The organism is Limnobacter sp. SAORIC-580 (assembly GCF_013004065.1).
Taxonomy (GTDB): Bacteria; Pseudomonadota; Gammaproteobacteria; order Burkholderiales; family Burkholderiaceae_B; genus Limnobacter; species Limnobacter profundi.
The window spans coordinates 3,133,085-3,158,666 of sequence record NZ_CP053084.1; the positions used below are offsets into that span (position 1 = coordinate 3,133,085).

22 protein-coding genes are annotated in these 25,582 nt (G+C 54.2%); 7 read left to right on the top strand and 15 right to left on the bottom strand.

Annotated elements, in window-relative coordinates:
- Positions 1-6: 6 nt before the first annotated feature.
- From tssF to HKT17_RS14740, 9 genes are all read right to left on the bottom strand, one after another.
- Positions 7-1,863, bottom strand: a complete 1,857-nt coding sequence (gene tssF, locus HKT17_RS14700; protein WP_171101091.1) for a type VI secretion system baseplate subunit TssF — start codon at positions 1,861-1,863, stop codon at positions 7-9.
- A 20-nt stretch (positions 1,864-1,883) separates the two neighbouring features.
- A complete protein-coding gene (gene tssE / locus HKT17_RS14705) occupies positions 1,884-2,387 on the bottom strand; it encodes a type VI secretion system baseplate subunit TssE (protein ID WP_205882451.1) in 504 nt (167 codons plus the stop codon).
- Positions 2,380-2,862 carry an Hcp family type VI secretion system effector gene (locus tag HKT17_RS14710; protein WP_105027588.1) on the bottom strand — a complete coding sequence of 161 codons (483 nt, stop codon included), beginning with the start codon at positions 2,860-2,862 and terminating at the stop codon, positions 2,380-2,382. Before HKT17_RS14710 ends, tssE begins: the two co-directional genes overlap by 8 nt.
- A 20-nt stretch (positions 2,863-2,882) precedes the next feature.
- Positions 2,883-3,365, bottom strand: coding sequence for an Hcp family type VI secretion system effector (locus HKT17_RS14715; RefSeq protein WP_105027589.1), 483 nt, complete (start codon positions 3,363-3,365; stop codon positions 2,883-2,885).
- A gap of 39 nt (positions 3,366-3,404) precedes the next feature.
- Positions 3,405-4,895, bottom strand: coding sequence for a type VI secretion system contractile sheath large subunit (gene tssC, locus HKT17_RS14720; RefSeq protein ID WP_171101093.1), 1,491 nt, complete (start codon positions 4,893-4,895; stop codon positions 3,405-3,407).
- Positions 4,896-4,897: 2 nt separating this feature from the next.
- On the bottom strand, positions 4,898-5,410 hold the full coding sequence (tssB, locus tag HKT17_RS14725; RefSeq protein ID WP_171101094.1) for a type VI secretion system contractile sheath small subunit: 513 nt from the start codon (positions 5,408-5,410) through the stop codon (positions 4,898-4,900).
- Between the two features lie 45 nt (positions 5,411-5,455).
- Positions 5,456-6,463: a type VI secretion system protein TssA gene (locus HKT17_RS14730; protein ID WP_205882452.1), complete on the bottom strand. Its 1,008-nt coding sequence runs from the start codon at positions 6,461-6,463 to the stop codon at positions 5,456-5,458.
- 165 nt (positions 6,464-6,628) lie between these two features.
- Positions 6,629-7,990 (bottom strand): glutathione-disulfide reductase, encoded by a 1,362-nt coding sequence (gene gorA / locus HKT17_RS14735; protein ID WP_171101098.1) that lies wholly within the window; start codon positions 7,988-7,990, stop codon positions 6,629-6,631.
- Positions 7,991-8,591: 601 nt separating this feature from the next.
- Positions 8,592-10,739 carry a dihydrolipoyl dehydrogenase family protein gene (locus tag HKT17_RS14740; RefSeq protein WP_171101100.1) on the bottom strand — a complete coding sequence of 716 codons (2,148 nt, stop codon included), beginning with the start codon at positions 10,737-10,739 and terminating at the stop codon, positions 8,592-8,594.
- A gap of 157 nt (positions 10,740-10,896) precedes the next feature.
- Here HKT17_RS14740 and HKT17_RS14745 point away from each other — a divergent pair, with 157 nt between their 5' ends.
- Positions 10,897-11,712, top strand: a complete 816-nt coding sequence (locus HKT17_RS14745) for a DODA-type extradiol aromatic ring-opening family dioxygenase (protein WP_171101102.1) — start codon at positions 10,897-10,899, stop codon at positions 11,710-11,712.
- 15 nt (positions 11,713-11,727) lie between these two features.
- Here the strand turns inward: HKT17_RS14745 and HKT17_RS14750 are convergent, their stop codons facing one another.
- The 3 genes from HKT17_RS14750 to senA all read right to left on the bottom strand — a co-directional run bounded on the left by HKT17_RS14750 (position 11,728) and on the right by senA (position 14,600).
- Positions 11,728-12,318, bottom strand: a complete 591-nt coding sequence (locus HKT17_RS14750; RefSeq protein ID WP_171101104.1) for an NUDIX hydrolase — start codon at positions 12,316-12,318, stop codon at positions 11,728-11,730.
- A 62-nt stretch (positions 12,319-12,380) separates the two neighbouring features.
- Positions 12,381-13,313: a ZIP family metal transporter gene (locus tag HKT17_RS14755; RefSeq protein ID WP_171101106.1), complete on the bottom strand. Its 933-nt coding sequence runs from the start codon at positions 13,311-13,313 to the stop codon at positions 12,381-12,383.
- A 96-nt stretch (positions 13,314-13,409) separates the two neighbouring features.
- Complete coding sequence (gene senA, locus HKT17_RS14760; protein ID WP_240965831.1) at positions 13,410-14,600, bottom strand: selenoneine synthase SenA; 1,191 nt, start codon at positions 14,598-14,600, stop codon at positions 13,410-13,412.
- 41 nt (positions 14,601-14,641) lie between these two features.
- On the opposite strand from senA, the gene HKT17_RS14765 reads away from it, so the two are divergent.
- From HKT17_RS14765 to HKT17_RS14780, 4 genes are all read left to right on the top strand, one after another.
- Positions 14,642-15,619, top strand: a complete 978-nt coding sequence (locus tag HKT17_RS14765; protein ID WP_240965833.1) for a hydrogen peroxide-inducible genes activator — start codon at positions 14,642-14,644, stop codon at positions 15,617-15,619.
- 92 nt (positions 15,620-15,711) lie between these two features.
- A complete protein-coding gene (locus HKT17_RS14770; protein WP_171101112.1) occupies positions 15,712-16,419 on the top strand; it encodes a FadR/GntR family transcriptional regulator in 708 nt (235 codons plus the stop codon).
- 25 nt (positions 16,420-16,444) lie between these two features.
- Positions 16,445-17,026 (top strand): hypothetical protein, encoded by a 582-nt coding sequence (locus HKT17_RS14775; protein WP_171101115.1) that lies wholly within the window; start codon positions 16,445-16,447, stop codon positions 17,024-17,026.
- A 40-nt stretch (positions 17,027-17,066) separates the two neighbouring features.
- The gene (locus HKT17_RS14780) at positions 17,067-17,654 is read left to right on the top strand and encodes an NnrU family protein (RefSeq protein WP_171101117.1); all 588 of its coding nucleotides are present in this window, start codon (positions 17,067-17,069) and stop codon (positions 17,652-17,654) included.
- Between the two features lie 68 nt (positions 17,655-17,722).
- Here the strand turns inward: HKT17_RS14780 and HKT17_RS14785 are convergent, their stop codons facing one another.
- Positions 17,723-18,997: a putative Na+/H+ antiporter gene (locus HKT17_RS14785; RefSeq protein ID WP_105027600.1), complete on the bottom strand. Its 1,275-nt coding sequence runs from the start codon at positions 18,995-18,997 to the stop codon at positions 17,723-17,725.
- Positions 18,998-19,166: 169 nt separating this feature from the next.
- Between HKT17_RS14785 and HKT17_RS14790 the strand changes: the two genes are divergently transcribed.
- On the top strand, positions 19,167-21,347 hold the full coding sequence (locus HKT17_RS14790; RefSeq protein ID WP_205882453.1) for a TonB-dependent receptor family protein: 2,181 nt from the start codon (positions 19,167-19,169) through the stop codon (positions 21,345-21,347).
- A gap of 16 nt (positions 21,348-21,363) precedes the next feature.
- Here the strand turns inward: HKT17_RS14790 and HKT17_RS14795 are convergent, their stop codons facing one another.
- Both HKT17_RS14795 and HKT17_RS14800 read right to left on the bottom strand, forming a co-directional pair.
- On the bottom strand, positions 21,364-21,906 hold the full coding sequence (locus tag HKT17_RS14795) for a response regulator transcription factor (protein ID WP_105027601.1): 543 nt from the start codon (positions 21,904-21,906) through the stop codon (positions 21,364-21,366).
- Positions 21,903-23,222 carry an ATP-binding protein gene (locus tag HKT17_RS14800; RefSeq protein ID WP_171101119.1) on the bottom strand — a complete coding sequence of 440 codons (1,320 nt, stop codon included), beginning with the start codon at positions 23,220-23,222 and terminating at the stop codon, positions 21,903-21,905. Before HKT17_RS14800 ends, HKT17_RS14795 begins: the two co-directional genes overlap by 4 nt.
- A gap of 162 nt (positions 23,223-23,384) precedes the next feature.
- On the opposite strand from HKT17_RS14800, the gene HKT17_RS14805 reads away from it, so the two are divergent.
- The gene (locus tag HKT17_RS14805; RefSeq protein WP_205882454.1) at positions 23,385-25,421 is read left to right on the top strand and encodes a TonB-dependent receptor family protein; all 2,037 of its coding nucleotides are present in this window, start codon (positions 23,385-23,387) and stop codon (positions 25,419-25,421) included.
- Positions 25,422-25,582 lie beyond the last annotated feature (161 nt).

Sequence of the window (25,582 nt, forward strand, 5' to 3'; positions counted from 1 at the left end):
GCCCTGCTACAGCAAAGGCCGGTTGCCCGACCGTGCAGGAAAATCAAACACTGCACCCGTGCTGTGCAGACGTACCCGGGTTTGCACAAATGAATTCACCGACACATGGCTTGCAAGGTAGAAGGCCAGCACACTGCCCAGCACCAGGGCACCAGTGCCCTGCAAGGCCAGTTCATCCAGTGTGAGCGTAACCAGCAAGCCACGCACCACAGCCGGCCTGCCTTGGCGGACAACACGCGACACCAGTGGCTGCGATTCAACTGCCAAAATCGCCCTGGCCATGTGTTGATGAGCCTGCTGCGCAGGGTCGGCGTGCAAGGCCAAAAGCTGCCCCAAAGCCAGGGCATCTTGATCGATCAAGCCGAGGTAGTTCAGTGACAGGTGCTCGATCAACTGCCAGCAACTTTGCCCGCCATACATGGCCGCCTTTGGACGGCTGGGGCCGCGCAAAAAGCGAATGGAGTGAACGGGCAAGTTGCCAGGCCAGGCCAGGTCTGTGGGCCCTTGCCCCACTGGCACCAGCAGGGGCAAATCCCGATTGGTACACAAAGCCTTCACCGCCAGCTGTTCAAGCCCATGTGTTTGAATGAATTCACCAGTGGGCAAGGTAAGGCCAAGATAAACATCACTGCCTGAGTACGAGGAACGACCACCCTCGCGCACTTGTTTTTCTGACAGCAAAGTGGGCACACGCCGGTGTACGAATCTGGGGGTCTCACAATCGTTATGGGTGTTGGCTTGGGTCGACACCGCATACAAGGGCGGCAATTCCTGCACCTTGTTTTGCCCGTACCCCTGTACGCCCAGCACCGAATGCACTTCAAAATCGTGTGGCTTGCTGCGATTGGGCTGCACTTGGACTTCATGCAAACGTTCATCCAGCAACACGCGGTCGCAATTCTGTTCAAACAAATTGACCACAGGGGTGCAATTCAAGGCCAATGAATCCACTCCCACAACACGGTCTAGCTCGGTATTTGGCTCGGCAAAACAGAAGGCCAGCTGAAATGTGGAATGCTGGCAACTGGCCAGAAAACGCCTTAAACCTTGAACACGGAAAAACAGAAATCGGGCCGGAAACGCAAAAAACTCCTGCAACAAACGCATGCCACTGAACTGGTTTGAATGGACCGGGAGCAGTGCCTGAGAATCATCAAGCCCCAAAGCAGCAACACACGGAAGAGGTAACCATTGCCAATCGACTTGTTCAGGTGCACGAATGCCAACCGAGACAGTTTGATGACACAACCTTTCCAAGAGTGCATAGGCGTATTCATCACCACAACTGACATGAAAATCGAGTTCATCCAATGGCAGTTGGGACAATGCAGAGTGCGTTGAATTCTCGATGGTGACCAGCAAAGCTGACCGTGGCTGCTTGCCACCCCGCATGGTTGGCACATGGGCCTTGAAAGGGCCGTGTTCAATGGCCTGAATGACCAAGGGCCACAAGGTTAAACTGTGCCCAACCCTGAACTTGCAGGGCGTGTTGATGCCCTTGGCCACCTGGCTTTGCAGCACGGTGCCGGCTGAAAGTGAAATGCCTTTTTTCAGGGCAACATCGCTGTGATTGGGATTGAGTTGCACCACCCCCATGGCGGGCACAGGGGCTAAAAAATTCGGGCTGATGCAGTTGAGCAATTGCTCGGTAAACCGCGGAAACTCCTCGTTCAAGCGAAGCTGAACCCGGGCAGTCAAGAAAGCAAACCCCTCAAGCAATCTTTCTACATAGGGGTCTTGTACCTCGGTTGCATCCATCGCAAGGCGCGACGCAACTTTAGGAAAACGTGCAGCGAACTCGGCACCCGTGTCGCGCACGTGAGCAAGTTCCTGGATATAAAACTGAAGTAAACGCGGGTCCATGCTGCTTCGATGCCCGCGGCTCAGAAACCTGAGAGCGGCAACAACAGCACCTTGCCGGTTTCAAGATCCACTTCAGTGCGCAACATCAATTCGATTGGGTAGGGCTGAGCCCACAACAAACCGGAAATACGCAGGCCAATCACATTGTGCAAATGCATCAAACCTTGTTGGGTTTCCGCTGTTACTTTCAATGAATTCCCGTCGATTCGTGGTTCGAATCGCCGAATAAGATTGGCCACGGTTCGTTCAAAATCTTTGACATCGATCATGGATGCAATTTTTCCGGCCACCGGGGGCATGCCATAAGCCAGCACAGACTCATTCAATTGCGGCTGACCCTCAAGACACTTGCTGTCAAGAACACGGGTTGCATTCAGCAACTGTTCGAGATCGCGCAGCACCAGCTGACGCAGCGCTTCTTTGGTAATGAAGCGGCGATTGGCAGATTCAGTTTGAATGGCGGGCTCGTCATCCTGAAGACGATCCAGCAAGGCTGGTTGCAGCGCGTCCCGAGACTTACTCATACACGTCAATGTAAGTGCAGGCACCTGCCTTTAAATTGGCTGCCGACTTGGGGGTATACACCACTTCGATTTCCTTGAATGCAATCGAGAATGACTCCCCGACCTGCCGACCATCGCTTGCACTGCCTGTGATTTCATAATCGCAAATACGCGCCTTGCGCAAAGTAATACGCAGGTAATCAATGGTTGCAAGGCCACCAGGGTCGCGACAAGTGAGTACCACTTTGCTCAGCAGTTCCGCAGATTTCAAGGCACTCATGATTGCGGTGGTCGAACTGTCGATCGCCTTTTGCACGCTCAAAGTACGCACCGAGGCTTTGGATGCTAGTTGCGATGATGAATGGACTTGCTGGGACATGCCCCAAGACCAACCGGCGATTTCTATTTCACCCACATGACCACTGACCTGGCTTTCCCCTTGGATGGCCCCTTGGCGGGAACCATCCAGGGCCAGGAACATATCGACTTTCGACATTGTGTTTCCTGGCTATCCGATTACTTCTCGGAGTTGGTTGCAATATTGAATGTGGCTTCAACCTTGCCTTCGGGGCCACCGTCTTTCTTCTGTGGCACGTACACATAGCTGAACTCGGCAAAGTTCAAAGTCACGGTTTCTGTCAGGCGGTCTTCACCACCAGAACCACCCTGGCTTACGTTGGAGATGATGACGTCTTTCATGGTCAGCACAACATATTCCAGTGGTTTTTCACCTGCCTTGCGCACGGTCAGAATGGCTTCGTCGAAATGCTTGCCGTTGCAACATGCCTTGATCAGGTTTGGCGTTGCCTTGTCAATGTACTTGGTGAAGCTGATGTCCTGCACGCTGACTTTGCCTGCGCCACCACCACGGCCCACATGGGTTGTGCCCGACTGGGACATGCCCCAGCTCCAGGCGGCAATATCGATCTCTTTGGCATGTACGCTGTCTACGGATTCGCCATCTACACCCTTGATTTTCAAAAACATGTCTACGGACATTTGATTCCCTCTGTAATTGGTTGATTAATAGTTCAAGTTTTAAGACGCTTTGGCGGATGGCAACTTGCTGACCAAACGCAAAGACACGGTGAGGCCCTCTAGCTGGTAGTGCGGGCGCAAATAGAATCGGGAGGCGTACATGCCGGGGTTGCCCTCTATTTCCTCAACAACCACTTCGGCTGCGGCAAGCGGACGAGAGGCTTTAACCGCCTCGGAGGAATTTGCAGGATCACCGTCCACGTATTGCATGATCCAGTCTTGCAACCAGCGCTGCATGTCGGCGCGTTCCTTGAATGAACCCACTTTGTCGCGCACGATGCACTTCAGGTAATGCGCAAAACGACAGGTGGCAAACAGGTAAGGAAGACGGGCAGCCAATTTCGCATTGGCTGTTGCGTCCGGGTCTTCGTACTCGGCAGGTTTGTGCAAAGACTGCGCACCAATGAAGGCTGCCAGATCACTGTTCTTTTTGTGAATCAGCGGCAAGAAACCGCTTTTGCTAAGCTCAGCCTCACGACGATCGGAAATGGCGATTTCAGTGGGGCACTTCATGTCCACTCCACCATCGTCAGTGGGGAAGGTGTGCGTGGGCAGGTTGGGTACTGCGCCGCCAGATTCAATGCCGCGAATGCGTGAGCACCAGCCGTACTCCTTGAATGATCGGTTGATGTTCACCGCCATGGCATAAGCCGAGTTGGCCCAGGTGTAGCGGCTATGATCGGCCAGACCGGTGTCTTCTTCAAAAGCAAATTCTTCCACTGGATTGGTTTTCGCACCGTAGGGCTGACGTGCCAGAAACCGTGGCATGGTCAGGCCGAGGTATTTGGAGTCGTCTGCGTCGCGCAGGCTGCGCCACGCGGCATAGTCGGGTGTGGAGAAAATTTTGGTCAGGTCGCGCGGATTGGCAAGTTCTTGCCAGGAATCCATTTGCAAGGTGGCCGGAGACACTGCTGACAAAAACGGGGCATGTGCAGAAGCACTGATTTTTGACAACTCACCCAGCATTTCCACATCGGGCGGAGAGTGGTCAAAGTAGTAATCACCGATCAAGCAGCCATAGGGCTCACCACCGAACTGACCATATTCATGCTCGTAAATTTTCTTGAACACCGGGCTTTGGTCCCAAGCCACGCCCTTGTAACGTTTCAAGGTTTTGGCCAGTTCAGTTTTGGATACATTCATGAAACGAATTTTCAAGAACTCATCAGTTTCAGTGTTGTTAACCAGGTAGTTCAGGCCGCGCCAGGCACTTTCCATTTGCTGGAAATCGGCGTGATGAATAATTTCATTGATTTGTACGGAAAGCTTTTGGTCGATTGCGGCGATCATTCGCTCGATGGAATCAACCACATCGTCGCCCACCAAGTCCACCCCCTCAAGCGCCTGCTGCGCCAGGGTAAGCACTGCGGACTCCACCTCAGACCTGGCCTCATCGGTTTTCGGCTTGAATTCTTTTTGCAACAGGGAAGACAGTTCACTGCCCTCAAGTTCGATGACATCGAGCGCACGATTTTGAAGTTGTTCAGACATGATTACTCACCTTCAGGGGAGGTTGATTCAACAGGCTTGACGCTGGTCGACAGGGTTTTCAACAAGGCAGGGTCAGCCAGCAGTTTTGCCAGCAGCTCTTCAGCACCGTTTTTGCCATCCATGTAAGTGAGCAGGTTGGACAGTTGCTGGCGTGCCTCCAGCAACTTGCGCAAAGGCTCTACTTTTCGCGCAATGGCTGCAGGGCTGAAATCGTCCATGGATTCAAAAGTGATGTCGACCGCCACATTGCCTTCGCCGGTGAGGTGGTTGGGCGCATGGAAGGCCACGCGTGGCTTGATGCTTTTCATACGTGCATCAAAGTTGTCGACATCCACTTCCAAGAAATCACGCTCGGCCACAGGTGCCAATGGCACCTCGGATTTGCCGGACAAGTCGGACATGACCCCCATGACAAAAGGCAACTGAACCTTTTTTTGTGAACCGTACACTTCAACGTCATACTCAATTTGTACGCGGGGTGCACGATTGCGCCCCACAAATTTTTGTCCGCTCATTGATCAATCTCGCAAGTAAGAAGAATGGGTAAATGCAGGGCGACTTTAAGCATCTTCCTGCTCGAGAGAATCGGGATTGACTCCCATGATTTTTGCCACCTCGGCCAAGGCCTCTGGCGCAAGGTCTTTCATCAACTGCATGAAGTTTTTGTCGATCAGGCGACGCGCCCGTTTCAAGAGAAGCTGCGCCGGGTTGGTCGGCTCGGCATGCTCAAGGTAGGCACACACTTGATCAATGGCCGCCAAAGCCTGTGCACGGGAATGAATTCCTGCCGAAACCATTGAGGGCACGGGCTTACTTGAATTACAGCTTGAATCGAACAAAGCACTGTGTGGCACAGCCGCCGGGTTTTGTTCCATTTGGGGTTCGGGCAGGCAGGACAGCACATGGTTCAGCAACACACCGAATTCGGAAAGTTGCGGCAACCGATCCGCTTCGACATGTTGGGCCAGCGCGGCGAGAATTCTGTTCAAGTAAAGCTGGCTGCTCAACAACATGGCACGCAAGGCTTCAGCCTTGCCTTCCGGTGACCGAAAGAACAGCTCGATTTGCTCGCGAGACACGGGCACTTCAGTGCCAGGAGAATTGCCAGTGAGCGCCTCGAAGTCTTTTAGGCGAATGTCGCCAATTCGCGGATTTCCAACCACGACACAATTGCGCAGGGATTGAAAAAATGAGCCGCCAAATCCAAGCCCTTCAATGACGTTGATGCGGGCATAGGGATCGCCATCATCGAGAGGCGGATTGACGACAGACCATGCCGTTTCGAGCAGGCTGGCCAGCGCACCTAAACTTTCGGGCAGGGTTTGCAAACCACCCAGATTCAAACGCGATTCGGCCCACAACACCACCAAGCGCAAATCTCGACTGCGCTCCAGCAATTGCAAGGCACCTGTTTCTACAGCACTCCAGTCGGGCGGTGTTGCTGCTTCAAACTGGGTTTCTGGCTTACCTCGGGCTGCTTGTTGCAGTTCAAGAAATGCGTTGTCGTATTCAAGATTGGGGCCGCAGTCGCCTTGCACAAAGGGTGCCGCCCAGGAAGGTGCAAGCAATGCCTCTGGTTCAACTGATGTTGCCGAGGTTGATGAAAATTGAGAAGCTGACACGTTGCGCAGAGGCCCTAATGGTAAAACCATGCGGGACTCTAGCAACGGAATTTGAAGTTGGCGATGGGTCTAACCTGAGCACCATCACCAAATGTAGTGATCGAGTGATGTCTATCCGACTTTGCGGGTCAGTTCACGCAACAACACCCACTCCTCGGCAGAGCTTGGATGAACAGCAATGGTGCGATCGAAATCGGCTTTGGTCGCACCCATGGTGTACAACACACCCAGCAGTTGGATCATCTCGGGAGAATCTTCTCCAAGCATGTGAATACCCACTACTCGGTCAGTGGCATCATCGATCAGCAACTTCATGTAGGTTTTCTGTTCACCGCCAGAGAACTTGGTTTTCATGGGTGTGAACTCTGTTTCATACACACGGGTGGGTGCGCGCTTGGCCGCCTGTTCTTCGGTCAAGCCAACACTGCCAATGGGCGGTGAGGTGAAAGTGGCTGTGGGCACGCTGCTGTGATCCACCGAGAGATTCTTCCCGTTGAACTCATTTTCAGCCAGTGCGCGCCCTTCTGCGATGGCCACAGGTGTCAGGTTCACACGGTTGGTGACATCGCCCACGGCATACACACCTTTAATGCCAGTGTGGCTGTATTTGTTCACTTCAATTTCACCGGCAGGCCCCGTGCGCAGGCCAATGTTTTCAAGTCCCAAGCCTTGCGTGTTGGGGCTTCGACCTGTGGCATTCAATACAAAATCAAACGTGTGAACTCCTGCTGCGGTTTGCAATTCAAATAAGGCCCCTTGCTGGCCAAGTGATTTGAAATCGGTGTCGGGAAACAGTTGAATGCCTTGCAGCTTCATGGCGGTGACCAAGCGATCTCGAATACTTTCATCGAACCCGCGCAAAGGCAAGTCGCCACGATAAAACACCGAGACTTCAGAACCGAGGCCGCGCAATATGCATGCAAATTCGAGTGCGATATAACCTGCGCCAATCACACCCACACGTTTTGGCAACGTAGAAAGATCGAGCAGTTCATTCGAGGTTGCAGCAAGCTCAAGCCCCGAAAATGCGCTGCGATTGGGCGCTGCGCCACTGGCGATCAGAATTCGCTGGGTGTTCAATACCCGATCGCCCACTTGGACTTCTGTGGTGGACTTGATGACGCCATGGCCGCGAATGGTTTCAACCCCGCTGTTTTCAAGCATGCGGGCGTAGATGCCTTCGAGCCGGTCAATTTCCTTGCCTTTGGCTTCTTGCCATTGGGCCATTGAGAATTCTGCTTGTGCTACTTGCCAGCCGGGCTGCAAACCTTCTCGCAGGGTTTGACCAAACTGTGCGGCATACATCATGAGTTTTTTGGGCACACAACCGCGAATAACACAGGTACCACCCAGCCGGCTGGATTCGATGAGTGCGACTTTGGCGCCATAGCTGGCCGCGCGGCGGGCGCTGGCCACTCCGCCTGAACCACCGCCGATGACGACGAGATCGTAAGGTGCGTTGGGTGTGCTCATTGAATTCTCCTTGGTGCTGCATTGAAGGTTTATTGTACCGCGAGGAGCTTGTGTCGCTCTGGGTCGGTGACTTGGGAGCTAAACTTGAAGGGTCACCGCTGCCCGAAAACTTGGCATTTCGGCTTGTCGTCTTGAGCCTGCACTAAGCCAAGCCCTCCAAAAGTAACGGTCGGGTCTTGGCTTTCGCGTCAGGGCGCGATCGTTAGTCTCGGCACGCCAAGCCGGCAAGTTTTCTGACTGGTCATCGTGCGACCCATTGCAAGTTCAGCTCCCAGCCACTCCCGTGCGGCGCTTCTCCACCACCGCGCAACTCTCGGTTGGCTTCACCTCCCAATCGGCGGCGGTGTTTCGATCGCCTCGCCTTCAAGAAAACCTGCCCTTGCGTGCCGAGCAGGGCCGGTGTCGCCCAGCATGGGCGACAGAGAACGGACCCTACCCGCAGTTTAGGAGGGCCGTTCTCAGGCATCGCGAGGCTCAGCAAGGGATCAACAGGTTTTCTGGCGAGAGATCGGAACCCAAGCCGAGTGGGCGATCAAGAAGCTCCGAGAGATTGAAACCCCAGCCGATGGACTAAACAAACCAGCGACTGAGGAAGCTTAGGTTATCCCAACCGCCACGCATGGTACTTGCCCAACCACAGCAGCACTTTCTCCGGCGCATGCGCCCGCTTCCACTCACCCGCAGCGTACTTGTTGGCCTCGGCCAATGTGGGGTAGGTGTGGATGGTGCCCAGAATTTTGTTCAAGCCCAAACCATGTTTCATGGCCAAAACGAATTCAGCCAACAAATCGCCTGCATGCACTCCGGCAATGGTCACACCCAGAATTTTGTCCTTGCCCGGCACGGTCAACACCTTCACCACACCGTGTGCATCGCTGTCGGCAATCGCGCGGTCCAGGTCGTCAATGCCATAGCGTGTTACCTCGTAAGCAACGCCCTGCTCTTTGGCATCCTGTTCATTCAAACCCACGCGGGCCACTTCAGGATCGGTAAATGTGGTCCAGGGAATGACTGAATAATCGGCCTTGAATTTTTTAAGATGGCCGAACAATGCATTCACTGAGGCATACCACGCTTGGTGCGCAGCCACGTGGGTGAATTGATAGGGACCTGCCACATCGCCTGCTGCAAAAATATTGGGGTACAGGGTTTCAAGGTATTCGTTGGTGACCACGGTGCGGTTGGTTTCAATGCCCAGTTTTTCAAGGCCATAACCGGTCAGGCGTGCTTTGCGACCCACTGCGCAAATCACATCGTCAAATTCAATTTCAACGGTGTTGCCTTGGTGTTCGGTGACCAATACTTTTTGATCGCCTCTGCGCTCAAACCGAACGGCTTTGTGTTGGGTCAAAATATTCACGCCATCGGCGCGCATGCTGTCCATGGCCATGGCGGAAATTTCCGGGTCTTCGCGCACCATGATTCGATCGCCCAATTCAACCTGGGTTACTTGTGAGCCCAAACGTGCAAAGGCTTGAGCCAATTCGCTGCCAATGGGGCCACCGCCCAGCACCACCAAACGTTTGGGCAGGTCGTCGCGTTTTGCGAATTCGTCCCACAAGGTGTCGCTGGTCAGGTAACCACTGGTTTCAATGCCCGGCAACGGCGGCACCACTGGCTGTGCGCCTGCAGCAATCACGATGCTACGTGTGGTCAGGCGGCTGGTTTCACCGCTGTTGTGTTTGATTTCAACTGTCCAGGGATCGACAATGGTTGCATAGCCCTGAATCACATCCACGCCCAGGCTGGTGTAGCGTTCTACGCTGTCGTGTGGCTCGATGGCTTTGATGATGTCGTGCACACGGGCCATGACCGCTTTAAAGCTGAAGCTGGGCGTGGCTGCATGCAAACCATATTTGTCGGCATGGCGCATTTGGTGAGCCAGCTTTGCACTTTTAATGATTGCCTTGGAAGGCACGCAACCAAAGTTCAGACAATCGCCGCCCATTTTGTGGGCTTCAACCAGGGTCACTTTGGCCTTCACTGCGGCAGCAATGTAAGAGCTCACCAAACCCGCTGCACCCGCACCAATCACCACCATGTTTCGATCAAACTTAACCGGCTTGGTCCATTGGGCATACACCTTGCGGGCCTTGATTTTGTCGGTCACTTTTTTTGCGATCAGCGGGAAAATGCCCAACAACACGAATGAAAGGATGAGGCCAGGGGAAAGAATGCCTGCGAGGCTGTCAATTTTTGCAAGTTCGGTACCGGCATTCACATACACCACGGTGCCTGCAAACATGCCAAGCTGGCTGACCCAGAAGAAGGTGAAAGCCTTCATGCTGGTCAAGCCCATAAGCAGGTTGATCAGAAAGAAAGGGAACACGGGCACCAAGCGCAGCGTGAACAGGTAAAAAGCGCCCTCTTTTTCAACCCCTTCATTGATCGCTTTCAGGCGGTTACCAAACTTGGCTTGCACAGAATCGCGCAGCAGGTAACGTGCACCAATAAAGGCGAGCGTGGCACCAATGGTGGATGCAAACGACACCAAAATCAAACCTTGCAGCAAACCGAACAAGGCGCCTGCAGCCAGGGTCATGACTGCAGCACCTGGAATTGAAAAGGCGGTAACGACGACATAGGCTGCAAAGAACACACCAGCAACCAGCCAAGGCGATTCGGTCTGGAATTCACGAAACTGCTCCAGACGGCTTTTCAGGCTGTCGAGTGTGAGCAAACTGTGAAGATCGAAGGCAAACACCGCCACAACAGCTGCAACGATGAGCAGCAGAACAATTTTTTTCATTTCAATTCCTTGGTTTTTCTACGCAGTGTGTTGCCAATAATGCATGGTCTGGGCAACTTGTACAGTTAGTTTCGGCGAGTCGTACAAAAAAGTTACCTCGATCTGGAAAGATAGTCGCGTTAATCTAGGTCAACATGATGACAGATGTACTTCGACCATGAGCACAACCATTCATTCAATTTTTATCAGCCACGGTGCACCCACTTATGCACTGGAACCCGGCCTGCCCGGCCAAGCCCTGGAAACCCTGGGACAACAACTGCTTGCCCAAGGCACGCGCGCATTGATTGTTCTGAGCCCCCATTGGCGTAGCGCCAAGCTGGCAGTGACCAGCCACGAGGCGCCCGTGATTGTTCATGACTTTTATGGTTTTCCAAAACCGCTGTACGAACTGAAACCGGAAATTTGCGGTGCGCCTGAACTGGCATCGCAACTTGCAACACATTTGGCCGAACACCGTTTAAGCGCCGAATTGCGCCCACAACAAGGTTTTGATCATGGGGCCTGGGTGCCCTACATTCACCTGTTCCCAAATGGTGGCCCGCCCATGTTGCAACTCAGCATGCCGGTGGACTGGAATGGCGAAACTGCATTGAGTATTGGTGCTTTGGTGGGTGAATTTGCCCGCAACAAGAAAGCGGTGGTAATTGGAAGTGGCAGCTTGACGCACAATTTTGATGACATGGACCTGCGCGCCGCAAAGACAGGAGATGGTGGGCAGGCGCAAAACCTGCCTTATGTACACGAGTTCAATACATGGGTTCAGGAACGCCTGCAGGCAGGTGACAGCAAGGCGATTGCGCACGCAGAGTTTGACGCACCGCACTTTGCACGGGCCCACCCGGACGACGACCACTACCTGCCCCTGCCTTTTACCATGGGTGCAGCGACGAACAACTTCAAGGTCAATGTGCTGCCCGAGGATGTGCGTTACAAAGCCCTGTCGATGCAAAGCTTTGCATTCACCGCTTAACCTAGTCGGCTAATATCAAGACAGCTGAGTGGCACTGCAGTTGATTGTCTCAGGCAGCACACCGTCTTGCAGGGCTTTTTTCAGCGACTCTACACCCCGGCCCCACAAAGGTACCTGCGTAGGCTGGCCCTGCACGGTGGGCACAGTGAGTGGATCTTGCGCGGCTTCACCGTATTGATTAATGGCGCGCACCAGATCAAGGTGACGCACCCACACCCACTGATTGCGTTCTATGTCCACACACTGACGGGTTTGAGCGATGTCATCAACTGATTTGAAAGGCACCTGCGCGGTGTACAGGTGAAACGGCACACCGGGCGAGATGGAAGGGCCTTTGAGCTGACTGATGTCGATGTCAGCACTGCTGTATACGCAATTGGATTCTTCGGTGAACTCTCGAACAGCAGTTTGTGCGGGCGACTCGCCCTTCTGCGCACTGCCGCCCAACGTGGCCCAAGCGCGGCGCGTGGGGTGCGGATCAAATGCCATTAAATGCACAGCCTCGCCGGCCACACAACTGTAGGCGATCAGCCCGGCAGGCGGCGCGTTGCTCGATGAGCATGCAACAAGCGTGAACAACAGCGGCACTACAAACAACAAACGCATGGTGAAAGCAATCCTGAATGTGGAGTGCTCATTATTACCTGCTTACATGACACCTTGCGAGATCAGGCACCCATCCAGCCCAATGCAATGGCTGTAAGCACGGTGGATACACCGGCCGTGTAAATTGTTTTCAGTTTTCCAGTCATTTTGATGCTCTCCGGAATCATTTCATTACAAACCACAAATGCCATCGCACCGGCGGCAAAAGCCATTGAAGCGGGCGTACCCATGGCCCATGAATCGGCAGTAATTACACCCAAACCAGCGCCCAGTGGTTCAACCAACCCTGTGGCCAATGCGGCCAGCGCAGCAAGCGCTTTGTGCACGCCAATGCTCCACAAGGCTGTGGCCACGATCAAGCCTTCCGGAATGTTTTGCAAACCGATCGAGAATGCCGTGCCGGATGCACCGTTCAGGTTGCCTGCACTGGCACCCACTGCAAAACCTTCCGGTACGTTGTGCAAAGCAATGGCAATGGTCATCAGCAAGGCCATGCGCAGGCGTTGATTGCCCGCCATTTCCGGGCCTGCCACGGGGTGTTCATGCGGCAGGGTTTGGTCTAGCACTGTCATCACACCGTAGCCTGCTGCTGTGGCTACCAGCACCACCATCAAAGCGCCTTCCGTTTGAATGGCAGGGATAAACAGGGACATGACCGCTGCGGCTGCCATCATGCCGCCTGCGATCGCAATAAACAAACCCAGGCCTTTGTCATCAATTTTCTTCATGACCAGCAAAGCCATGCCACCAAGGCCGGTGGCCGCACCGGCAATGGCCGAAAACTCGACAGCCTGAAGCTTGGAGGGGCTTGCCGCAATGTACTGAACCGCAGCCCAAACCGCAGGTGCCCCTTGTGTGACGATGAGGTACAAACCCAGCGCAACAATCAGAATTCCCACCACGCCACGCGCAGCGCGAAACGCACGAACGGCGTCCAGCCCAGCGTGGTCGGCGATGTTCAGACCCACAATTTTGGTCATTTGATGAAAACTCATGGCGGGCTCCTGTGCTTCAAAGACTTGATTACACAGTTAGATTGCCCGAGAGAATATTATTCGTCTAACGGATAATTTCTTTAAAGTTAATCGCTTTTACCGATTAATGGCGCAGGTTCTGAAGCCGGACAACACGTCTTGCCGATCCGGTTGAAAATAGTTGCGGTATTTGGGGTGAACCATTTCGGCAGAAGTGGCCCAACTTGCTCCCTTCAGTACCTTTCGATCATGAAACCAGGGTTTGGAGTAATCGACGTAAGGGTGCATTTTGAACCCGTCGAATGGCAAAAAGGTATTGGCAGTCCATTCCCACACCTGCCCCCACTGCATATTGGCTTGTGTGTGTGCGGCGTATTCCCATTCAGCCTCAGTGGGCAGCCTGCGGCCCGCCCACTGGCAATACGCCTGGGCATCCAGCCAACTGATGTTCTCGGCTGGTGCACTCAGCTTGAGCGGTGTTTTTTGACCATAACCCAGATTAATCCAGCCATCGTTTTCAAATGCAACAAAAGCAGGCATGGGGTGTTGGGTGGCCTGTACAAATTCAAGATACTGCGCCCAGCTGACCGGGCGTGAATCGATGGTGAATGCCTGTAACTGCACCACACAGGCGGGTACTTCGTTGTCGAATGCAAAACCCTCACCCTGCCAGCCGAGGGTCCACTGGCTGGCCGGAAGGTGAAGCTGAACTGATTCGCTGCACTCCTGCACGCCGGGCCGGCATGCGTTGTGGGGGCGCAATTGGATGTTCAGCAACTTGGCCATGAAAACCGCAGCTTCGTTGTGCATTTGTTCATGCAACACACACAAGCGGAAAAAATAAAGGTACTGGTCGGCATTACCAGGGTCGCTGGCGCACAACGCGTCAGCCTGCTCCAGCAACTTCAAGGTGTCGCACAGCGAGGCGGCCAGATAATCAAGGGTGCCTTGCAAATCGGGCAAGCCGATTTCCCAGCGGGTGTCGTGTGCAATGGTGCTTGAATTCAGGCGTGCATCGGCATTGAACAGGCGAGACTCCCGTTTGGGTGCATCGGGATTGCACTGCACACCCAAGGCCCAGTCGGGGTTTCGGGCCAGCCACCAGTCTTGAAACCAGGCCACATGGCACAACTCCCAAAGTGGCGGGTTCAATTCAGGGCGACGAGGCACCTTGCAGTCCGAACCCAAAGCGGCCACGTAGTCCTCCAGCAAACCCAAGGTGCGCTCGCGCGTGCGCAACAAAGCGTCGCGAAGAAATGCGGCGTTCGCTGTTCGGGCCAACTGGGCTGGATTGATGCGGCTGTTCACAAAGACACTGCGGTGATGAGGACACGATAAGTGTACGACAAATGGATACAATGAAAGCAATCGGAAATGTCGATCAAGAAGGAATGAACACACTGAACACCCAAGCCAGCGCCCTTTCATTGAAGCAACTCAGCTATTTGCTGGCCGTGGCTGAAACACTCAACTTCACCCGGGCGGCCGAGCGGTGTTTTGTGACGCAATCTACTTTGTCAGGCGGGATTGCCGAACTTGAGCGCACACTGGGTGTGCAATTGGTAGAACGCGACCGCCAGCGGGTAGCACTGACGCCAGTGGGTGTAGAAGTGGTGGAGCGTGCACAAAGTATTTTGTCGGCCAGCCGCGACCTGGTGGCGCGCGCGCAAATGGCAGCCGACCCCGCCAGCGGAGAATTCCGGCTGGGCATCATACCGACCATTGCGCCCTTTTTGCTCGGTGCAATTTTAAGCAAAACCAGAACCGGCTTTCCTGATTTGATACTACGCGTGCGCGAAAGCCAAACCGCAGCCTTGCTTCAAGAACTGGAACTCGGCGAACTGGATGCCGCGCTGATAGCCCTGCCCATCGATTTGGGCAAACTGAAGGCTTTTCCGCTGTTTGAAGAACCCTTGCGATTGGTCGCCCACAGAAACGACGCCCTATGTAAAACCACGGGTGTACGCCTGCGCGAGGTGGACACTCGCCGCCTGCTGTTGCTTGAGAAAGGCCACTGCCTGCGTGACCACACCGTATCGGCTTGCAGCGCCAAACAACGGGAAGCGAACAACAACGACAGCAATCCGGTTGAGGCCAGCAGCTTGGCCACCATGGTTCAATTGGTGAATTCGGGCCTGGGCTGTGCCTTGTTGCCTGATATGGCCATACGGGCCGGTTTGCTGCACAAAACCGAAGTGAAACAGATTGAACTGGCTGCGCCTTTGCCCAGCCGAGAAATTGCCTTGGTGACCCGCAACAGCCACCCCAAACTGCACTTTATTGAAACGGCACTTTGCCCATTGTTAAAGGCTTGTCAGCCGGGGTAAACGGCAAACCACTTCAATTTGCATCACTTGGAATTTAACTGGTATGATCAGTTGACCAGTTAAACAATCCTTGCCCTCCAGTTCTACAAACCATGGAAAATATTCAAAAAATTTCGATCTCTGAGCAGGTTTACATCCAGCTTCGCGATCGAATTCTTAAAAAGGTATTACCAGTTGGGACTGAATTGCCCTCTGAGCGTGAGCTATCTGAAACCCTTGGGGTGAACAGAGGTGCCGTGCGCGAGGCAATCAAGCGTTTGCAACAGGCCAGACTGGTTCGGGTACGCCATGGTGGTGCTACACAGGTTGAGAACTTTGAAGCCGAGGGAGGCCTTGAACTGCTGCCAAGCCTGATGGTAAGTGCACATGGGCAAGTCAACCTCGAAGTGGCCCGGGGAATCGTAGCCTTGCGCAAGGCTTTGGCGCCAGTGGTGGCTGGGCAAGCAGCAGTGCACGGCGGCAAGGCATTGGCCGATGCACTGAAGCCGGTGATTGCCAACATGCAAAATACCAGCGAACTGCCAAAACTTCAGCAACTGGCCTTTGATTTTTGGGCCCTGGTGGTGCAAGGCAGCGGCAATGTGGTGTTCAAGCTGGCTTTCAATTCCATGAATCAAACCTACCTTGCGGCCTGGAACACGCTGACCTTGGTAATGCAGGACGAGTTTCGCGATGTAAATACGCTGGTCCAGCTTGCGCAGGCCATCGAAGCCGGAGAACAAAGGCGTTGCGAGGTGCTGGCCCGGCAACATGTGGAACTGGGCAGCCGTGCATTGAACGCTGCACTGGGTACCGCGTAACACCTATCTATATACGGAGACACACATGTTGGGAATTCCTTTGGGTCTGTTGACCGCCAATGCTGTGGAATGGGGCATGCACAAATACGTGCTGCACGGCATGGGAAAAAAACGAGGTACATTCTGGGCCTTTCACTTTCACGAGCACCACAGGGAAGTGCGTGAACATGGTTACTACGACCCGAACTATGAGCGCTTTCCGCTCGGGATGCATGCACAGGGCAAAGAAGCCTGGGCCTTGATTGCCAGCGCCGTGGCAGTGGCACCGCTGTTTCCGGTAGCACCTTTTTTTGTGGGCACTCTTTGGTACAGCAGCCTGAATTACTATCGGGTTCACAAAAAAAGCCATATGAACCCAGCCTGGGGTGAGCAACGCGTGCCCTGGCACTTCGACCACCACATGGGCAACAACCCTGGCGCCAACTGGTGCGTCACCCGCCCGTGGTTTGATTACATCATGGGCACCCGGGTGTTTACCGAAGCTGGGGTGCGTGAAGACAATGTGCTGGGTTTTAAACAAATTCCGGCCTGGCTTGAACGTTTGCTGCCCAAACCCGAATCACTGGGCACCTTCGCCCCAAAACCGGCAGCACGGCGCGCAGCGTAAGCCTGTGACATAATCGGTTCACTACAAAAAGGAGAACTGAATGGGCTTGTTGATATTGGTCGCCGGGTTGGCGCTTTTTTTGGGCATGCACGCGACTCGAATTCCAGATGACCAACGCCGGTCGGGCATGATTGCGAGGCTTGGCAAAGGCAAGTACCGCGGCATTTACACAGCCGTTTCTATACTGGGCTTGGTGCTGATTGTCTACGGATACGGCCAGGCCCGGCTTGACCCTGTTTTTGTGTGGAATCCGCCCGCGGCCATGCGCCACATTGCGGCACTTCTCATGCTGGTGTCTTTCATCATGTTGGCGGCTTGTTATGTGCCCACCAACCACATCAAGGCCAAGTTACAGCACCCCATGACCTTGTCTGTAAAAGTGTGGGCGCTGGCGCATTTGATCGCCAATGGCACGCTGGCCGATATTATTTTGTTTGGATCATTTTTGATGTGGGCGGTGTTGCTGTTTAAAACCGCACGCAGGCGCGCCATTCCCATGGGTTTTGCGGGCGACGGTCCCACCAAAGTGGGCACGCTGATGACCGTGGTGGTGGGTGTACTGGCTTGGCTGGTTTTCGCGGCTTGGCTGCATGTTCATTTGATCGGTATTAGCCCGTTCAGCCGATAAGTAACTGGCGTTAAAAAAAAGCCCCTGTGTGTTGCGCACAGGGGCTTTTTTATTGAACCTCTACTGGTTCACAGATACCAGAAGCAAAGTGCCGCGACCGCCGTGGGCCCGAGGGCACCGGCAAGCAAGCCTCCAGCTGACACGGCTTCGTCAGGGAATTGGCGCTTGAGCAGTGACAAACCCGCTGGGTTGGGCGCATTGGCAATCACCGTAAGGCCGCCGCCCGCCACCGCACCAGCCACCAGGGCATAGCGGAAACTTTCTGAGGTGCCCTCAATCAGCGACCCCAAATAAGTGAGCGCGGCGTTGTCAGTGATCGCTGTAAGTGCCATGGCTGCAACGAACAACACGCCATCGTCCAGGTCGCTGACCGCGGGCTGCAACCACCATTGTTGCATGCCACCCAGTACCACAAGGCCCGCGAGGAAGAACGCCACCAGCAAACCTTCCTTCAACAACAAGCGGGACTGGAAAGTGTTGTATGCGGCCGTAAAACCCAGGAAAAACAGGAAAATGCCCAAGAACACGGCTGGGTGATGCGCAAACAAAACCACCGCGCCCAAAAAGGCCAAGTGAATGACCATGGCCCACCAGGGCACTGGCGCCAGCGGCTGGCCGTCTTCACCCAAGGCCTCGGGTTTTTTGACTTCGGCGCCCAAATGTTTGGCAGCGAAGAAAATAAACACTGTGGCATTAATGAATACGCCAATAGCTGCCTTCCAGCCAAAGTTGGCCAGCATGAAGGGGGTATCCCAGTTCCAGGTGGCAGCCACCATCAATACAGGTGGTGCAGCAAAGGAGGTGAGTACACCGCCAATCGAGATGTTTACAAACAAAACACCCAGGCCCCAATAGCGGATGAAATTGGGCACAGTCTTGGAAAACAGCACGTCGCGAAGCAGCAAGGCCGCCAAGGTCATCGCGGCTGGTTCAGTAATCAAACTGCCCAGCAGGGGCACCATGAACAGGCCCAGCCAGGTGAAGGCAACACCTTTGTTCACGGGCATCAAACGGGCCAAACCCTCTACCAGCAGACGGGAGGCATCCAGCACGGGGCGGCTTGCAGCCACCACCATGATCACGAATACGAACAAGGGCTCGGTGTAATGGCGGGTATCCACATACTCCACGGCTGAATCGAGGTTGACTGAAAAAGCCATGGCAATAACCAAAAACAGGGCCCAAATGCCAAATACCGCTTCAACCTCGCCTAGCAGGTGAAACAAGCCACTGTGGTGTTTGCTGTGGTGGGCCAGGCGTTCAAAGTAGCTGGCCGAAAAAGTGTGAATAAGCGCGCCGGCAAAAAGAAAGGCGGCAATCCATTGAATGGTGGTTGCTGTCATGTCGGGGTCTATTGTTGTGAAGGTTAATCAAGCGATCTGATAGAGGGAGCCTATCACGCCATTAAAGTTCCCCGTATTACGAATATTTTCGGGAAAAGTTCCCTTGGAAAGTGCGCTGTCCAGTTCCTACACTTACTTCAGAACATAAAAGAACTCGGAGAGGTAGGACATGGGTACATTCAAAAAAACAGCAATCACCAGTGCGGTGCTGATCATGTTGGGGCACGGCGGCTTGGCCTTTGCGCAAAGCAATGCATTGCCAGGCGTCGAGGTGTCGGGCAACAGTATCTTGCCTTCCAATATTGAAAATTTACCCGGCTCGTCGAACGTGCTGACTCGGGAAGACCTGGACAAACGCGAACCCTTTTCCATTCTGGAACTGGTTCGAGAAGTACCCGGTCTGCACGTGGTGTCTGAGGACGCTGCGGGCACTCACCTGAATATCGGATTGCGCGGGCTGAACCCAAGACGCAGTTCCCGAACACTGCTTTTGGAAGACGGTGCACCCACTGTATTTTTTGCGCCCTATGGCGACCCCTCTGCACATTACTCCACACCACTGGAGCGACTGGAGCGCGTAGAGGTACTGAAAGGATCGGGTCAAATTTTGTATGGCCCGCAAACGCTGGGCGGGATGATCAACTTCGTGACGAAACCCGTACCGCGAGACGGTTTTGAAGGTTCCGCAAAATTGTCGGTGGGCAATGAAGGCTACCGGGGTGCACACCTGAACCTTGGAACCGGTTCGGAACAAGGCGGCATCATGATTGATTTGCTCAAGCGCCAAGGCGACGGCATTCGCGCACAGCATGAATTCGATGTACAAGATGTAACCATCAAGGGCCAGTTGAATATCAACAGTGCACACACCCTGACTGCGAAGTACACCCGGTTTGAAGAAGATTCGCTGTTCAGCGAGACCGGGCTTACCGCACAGGAGTATTTGCGAGACCCCTATTCGGTGCCAGGCACCGAGGGCGAACGCTATCTGATGGACCGCGACACCATTCAGTTGATTCATGGCTGGCAATTGGGAGAACGTGCCCGCCTGACCACGCAGGTGTACCACACCAAAACTGACAGAACTTCTTTGCGCTCGCGCGAATTTGAATCGGCCTTTGACCCCATGGACCCTACCACGATTGGCTTGGGTGAGCTGGAAACCGAATTTGCAACAAGGCCGCGTCAATACGATGTGTTCGGCATTGAACCGAAGCTTGAATTCACCCATTCTGCTTTTGGTGTACCCAGCGAAACCATCATCGGCATGCGCTACCACACGGAAGACATTGACCGTAAGAAATTTGAATTCGACAACTTCGCCGACACCACACCCGAGGCAGATGAACGCCTGCTGGCCGATGTGGAAGCCACTGCATTTTTTGCACAGAACACCTTCTTGATAGGCGACTGGACTTTGACCCCCGGCGTACGCGTGGAGCAAATTGAACAGACCAAGGTGCTGTTTTCCGGTGTGCCTGGTACAGCCAATTTTCAGCAGGAAGACATGTTGGACACCAGCGAAACCGAGACCCTGCCCGGCATTGGTTTTACCTGGAACGGACTGGAGAATGCGACAGTATTTGGCGGCGTACACCGCGGCTTTGCCCCGCCCCGCCCAGACCGCGACATTGAAAACGACATGCTTCAGCGCGTGACCCCCGAGCTGGCCACTGTGACTGAATTGGGCATTCGGGGCAATGTGCGTGCCGGCTCCTATGAAGCAACTTTCTTCAACCTGGACATTGAAGACATTGTGGTGAACTCAGGCGGTTTTTTCCGAAATGAGGGCGAAGCACAGCACACCGGGTTTGAGTTGGCGGGTCGATTCAATCTGGGTGAATTGTTCAGTGAAAAGGCCAATCCGTTCTTTGTCAGCATGGCTTACACCAACCTGTTCACCGCTGAATTCAAAAACTCGGGCGTGGTGGGCGGTGAAGGCGAAGATGGATACGGTACCTACCAGGCGGGCAACCGCTTGCCCTACGCCCCAAAGCACACCCTGGCTTTGAATTTGTCGTATGAAACTGAACAATGGAATGCCAGGGTTGGCGCAACGCATGTGAGCAAACAATTTGCCAATACCGAGAACTTTGGCGGCACCGAGCCCCTTGGCTTTTGCCCCAATGGTGAAGACCCTGCAAACGACCTGTTCTGTGGCCTGTTCGGAGAAATTGAAGCTGTCACCTTGCTGAATGCGTCCATCAGCTTTGCACCGGCGGGCAGCAATATCAGCTACTTCCTGAACGCAGAGAACCTGACGGACAAGCAGTACATTGCTGCGCGTACCAACGGCATTCATCCAGGGAGGCAACGGCAGGTGGTGGCGGGGATTAATGTGAAGTTTTGAGACTGCGGCAAGACATCTATCGCCCCACAGGCCGCTTCGCCAGCTTGCGCTGCAAAGTTCGCCTGTGCATGTTCAACGCACGCGCAGTGGCCGATACATTGCCTTCGTGCTCGTTGAGCACCCGCTGAATGTGCTCCCACTCCAGGCGGGAAACGGACATCGGTTGAAAGTCAGAAGCTTCGTCGTCGTTTGAAGCAACACTGCCTGAATCATCGTCCAAAGCCCGCAACACCGCAGCACTGTCCGCGGGCTTGGCCAAATAATTGTCAGCACCCAGCTTGATGGCCTGTACGGTGGTGGCAATGCTGGCGTAGCCGGTCAGTATCAAAATATTGGCACTGGGCTGCAAACTCCGTAGCTGCGTGATCAACTGCAAACCCGATTGCTCGCCCAAATTCAAATCAAGCGTAATGTCGGTGAATTGCTGTTGCCCGGCAGCAAGCAGGGCCTGCTCCTTTTTGAATGCCACATCGGTCTTGAAACCCTTGCGTTCAAACGACAAAGCAAGGGTATTCGCAAACACCTCGTCATCGTCGACAATCAAGATCGAGCGCGTCATTGCGGCAACACCGGCAAGCTTAAACTGGCGCAAACGCCGGGGTTCAGGTTGCGAAGGCTCAGCTTTCCGCCTTCACGTTCCAAGAGGTTGGCCAGTAAAAAAAGGCCCATGCCTTGCCCATTGGCTTGAAACAACTGTTGCCCGATTTTCGGCAATAACTCAGCATCAATACCACCGCCCGCATCATTCACAAAAAGGGTCAGGCTTTCGTGATCACATTGCATGCCCACCTGGAGAGGGTCTCTAACCGAGGCTCGCTGCTGGCTTTGCGCAGCATTGTCCAAGAGCGTAATCAAACCCAATTCAAGCAACTCTTTGCGTACCTTGAATTCGCCTGCAATAGAGGCAATGCTGGGCATCAAGCGCACTTCATGTTGTGGGTTGCGGGTTCGCCAAATACCCAATGTGTTCTGAAGCCATTCGCTGGGCTTGATCATTTGTGCATCGGCATTGTGGCGTGGGTTGACCTCGATTTGATCCCGAAGCTGGCCCAGGGTGTCGGTGATGGATTGAACCTGGGCACTGAGAACATTCATTTCCCGCAGCTGCGCCTGCATGGCGGGGTCGTTTTTCCAGTCTGAAACAATGGTGGCAATGGTCGACACTGGCGTGCCCAACTGGTGTGCAATGGAAGCAGCCTGGTTGCCCAGTGCCGCCAAACGCGACTCACTGGCCAAACGTTGCTGCGCGCGCCCCAAGGCTTGGTCGCGGTTGCGAATCGACGAACTCAAACGCGCCACAAAACCCACCAAAATCAACACGCTGACCAAAAAATTCAACCACATGCCCACCAGGTGAAAGTGAACCCCATCGTCGGGATTGGCCAGTACCAAAGGTATGTAATTGCCCATCAACACTGTGTAAGCCACCACGCTGAACAGGGCAAGAACGGCAACTTGCGCCCAAGGCAGCAAAGCCGCAGCCAAGCCCAGAAGCGGCAAATAAAGTGACACGAAGGGATTGGTCACGCCACCCGTGAAATAAAGCACAAAGGTGAAGGCGGCCAGATCGGCAAACAACTGGGCAGCCACTTCAAAGCTGCCCACCGAATGCCCCTGACGCAGGCGAATAAAAGTGATGACATTGAGTAAAACCAGCGCACCCAAAATGACTGTAAATACCGGCCAGGGAAGACTGACATGCAACAGCAAGCCGACCACCGCCAATAGCACAACCTGAGCGGCCAGCGCAAGCGTACGCATCCACATCACTGTCACCATTTGCTGGCGGCGAACAGACAAATCGCTTTGGTCCATCAAGCCTTCAGTCCAAAGGTGCATGAAGGGACGGTGGTCGGGAAACAGGCTTGTTTTCATGCTCACATTCTAAGTGGCTTCTTGCTTCGCTGCCTTGAAATTGTGAGGTGTGCAGCCCGGCTGCGACAATATGCCGCATTCTCGCAGTGCAGGCCGTGGCGTATAAAGCGTGCTGGTTGATCTTGCCCGGACTATGCGATGCGCGTTCATGCTTCTTTCAAAATGACTACCTTGTCTACAGGCCTGCTGTTAGCTTTTGCACCACTGGCTCAACCGGTGTTTGCAAACCCCGCACTCAGCAGCGTGGAAGTTCAGGCTCAACGCGAAGCACTGAGCGCAGCCAGCGTGCAAGTGGCCAGAGAAAAGCTGAACCAGACTGCGGGTGGTACCGCCGTGGTCGAGGCCGAAAGTTTTGAAGCAGGCAAAGCAGTGACCATTAAGGACATGCTGGACTTTACGCCCGGCGTATTTGCGCAAAGCCGGGTGAATGAAGAAGCACGGCTGAGCATTCGAGGCTCGGGCCTGTCGCGCACCTTTCACATGCGTGGCATACGCCTTTTGCAAGATGGTATTCCAATTAACCTGGCAGACGGTGGCTCGGATTTTCAGGACATCGACCCATTGGCCCTGCAACACGTTGAAGTGTACAAAGGAGCCAATGCCTTGCAGTATGGTGCGGCCAACTTGGGCGGGGCCATCAACTTCGTCACGCCCACCGGCTACACCACACCCAACAGCGTTTTGCGCCTGGATGCTGGTAGCCATGAATTTGCGCGCGCGCAATTTAAAACCGGCGATGTGCTGGGCAATTGGGATTATTTTGCATCGCTCTCGCAATTGCGTTCTGACGGGTTTCGGCAATTCAGTGGGCAAAAAAATACCCGTTTGAACGCCAATGCAGGTTTGAAAATTTCACCTCAACTGGAAACCCGGTTCTATGTCATTCACGGTGACCTGAACCAGGAGTTGCCCGGCAACTTGACCAAGGCGCAGTTGCAAAGCAACCCCACACAGGCCAATGCCGCGTCGGCGGCTGCGAATTCTCAACGCGACTTTCTGATTACCCGCCTTGCCAACAAAACCACCTGGATTTCGCCAACAGGCGTGGAGTACAACGCCGGGGTGTATGCAGTGGACAAAAACCTGTACCACCCACTGAGTTTTGGTTTGATTGACCAGCAAACCCGTGATGTGGGCACCTTTGGCAACCGGATTGCACAAGGTGAATTATGGGGTTTGCGGCACGACACCACCTTGGGTTACAACCTGGTGCACGGCATCACCGAGGCGCGCATATTCAACCATGTTCGCGGCGACCGAATCAGCCTTCGAAGCCATGAAGACCAAAAAGCCCACAACATGGAGCTTTACGGAGAAAGTCGCCTGCACCTGACTGATTCCGTGCAATGGATCAATGGCCTGCAATGGACCCACGCCAAACGCACAGCAGACGATCAGTTTTTAAGCGATGGCGATGGAAGCTACCAACGCCGCTACGCGCAGTTCAGCCCGAAAACCGGCTTGCTTTGGCAGGCCAGCGAGGCTGTGCAGGTGTATGGCAATTTGAGCCGTGCGTTCGAGCCACCCACGTTTTCTGAAACAAGCCCCACGCGTGCACTGGAGGCGCAGGAATCGACCACATTTGAAGTGGGTACCCGCGGAGTGGCGCAAGAAATTCGCTGGGACATCAGTGCCTACTACAGCCAGTTGAACAATGAGTTTGTGAGCTACCAACTCAACCCGCTAGTGCCGGGCCTGAGCGCAATTCTGAATGCAGACAACACGGTGCATCAAGGTGTGGAAATTGGGCTCGCCGGGCCTTTCACGCGTGATTTGCTCAGGGCTGGCGATACTTTGAACTGGCAACTGGCTTACACCTTTGGCCGCTTCCGTTTTGACAATGACCGCGTATACGGCAACGCAGCCATACCGGGAATTCCGGAGCAATATGTTCGGGCCAAACTGGACTACGCCAACACTTTGGGCTGGACCCTGTCACCCAACATTGAATACGTGCCGCAAGGCTACTTTGTGGATTTGGCCAACACCTTGTCGTCAGATCCTTACCTGTTGCTTGGCTTGAATGCATCGTACAAATTCAGCGACACACTGCGCGTGTTTGTGGATGCCCGCAATTTGACAGACAAAGTGTATGCCGCCACCACGGGTGTGATTGTGAATGCCAATGGGGCAGATTCAGCACAGTTTTCGCCGGGTGAAGGCAGAGGCATTTACGCGGGCGTTGAGGTGAAGTGGTGAGGTGAGTTAAACAGTGTGGTTTGGATCTGCTGTTGCCATGCCTAAGCAAGTCTTCTCGTTCCGGCTTGATGCTTCTGGCTTGGGGCATGCGAAACGCTTTGGCGTCTTCGCATCGACTCCTTACGGAGTCGCCCCGCGCTGCGAATCCGCCGGGAAGCCTT